At 47.8% G+C, this 632-nt stretch carries 1 protein-coding gene and 1 pseudogene; both read right to left on the bottom strand.

Features of this window, described 5'->3' with window-relative positions; genetic code table 11:
• A pseudogene (locus R7E78_RS27795) lies at nucleotides 1-159 on the bottom strand (cytochrome o ubiquinol oxidase subunit IV); the annotation flags it as partial.
• Nucleotides 159-632 (bottom strand): cytochrome o ubiquinol oxidase subunit III (gene cyoC / locus R7E78_RS27790; protein ID WP_318058842.1); only part of this gene is annotated, 474 nt, incomplete at its 5' end. The pseudogene R7E78_RS27795 and the gene cyoC, both read right to left, overlap by 1 nt.

The following is a 632-nucleotide window of genomic DNA, read 5'->3' as shown; positions in this document are numbered from 1 at the left end:
AAAAATCTGCACCAAAGCACAGGTAAACATCACAACGTAAGTGGTGCTCGCTGGCAGTGTTTGCGCCCAGACGAAGTAGAACGGAATCACCGTTAAGATCAGCGACGCAACGAAGCCTTTTACGTAATCCGACGAGCTGGTTTCAACATGTTGGCCCATTACATCACCCCCATTAAGTAAACGATGGTAAAGACACAAATCCAAACAATGTCTAGGAAGTGCCAGAACAGGCTCAAGCAGTTAAAACGCATCGCCATGTTGTCGTTCAGACCTTTAGTCGAAAGCTGGTGATAAGCCACTGCCAACCAAATCAGACCAAAGGTCACATGCAAGCCGTGCGTGCCAACCAGAGTAAAGAATGCCGATAGGAACGCACTGGTTTGTGGGCCATAGCCTTCTTTAATCAGGTGATGGAACTCGTAGATTTCCATGCAGATAAAGCCAAGACCTAGCGCAAACGTCACTAGCATCCAACGCTTGAGACCCGCCACGTCATTACGCTTCCTAGCGATAATGCCAAAACCGAAGGTGATACTACTGAATAGCAGCAACATGGTTTCGACAAACACGAACGGCAGTTCGAAAATCTCTTTACCTGTAGGACCAGCAATTGAGTTGCTAGACAGCACCGC

This window comes from Vibrio sp. YT-19(2023) (assembly GCF_033337395.1).
This window is presented reverse-complemented; position numbering and strand designations above follow the sequence as displayed.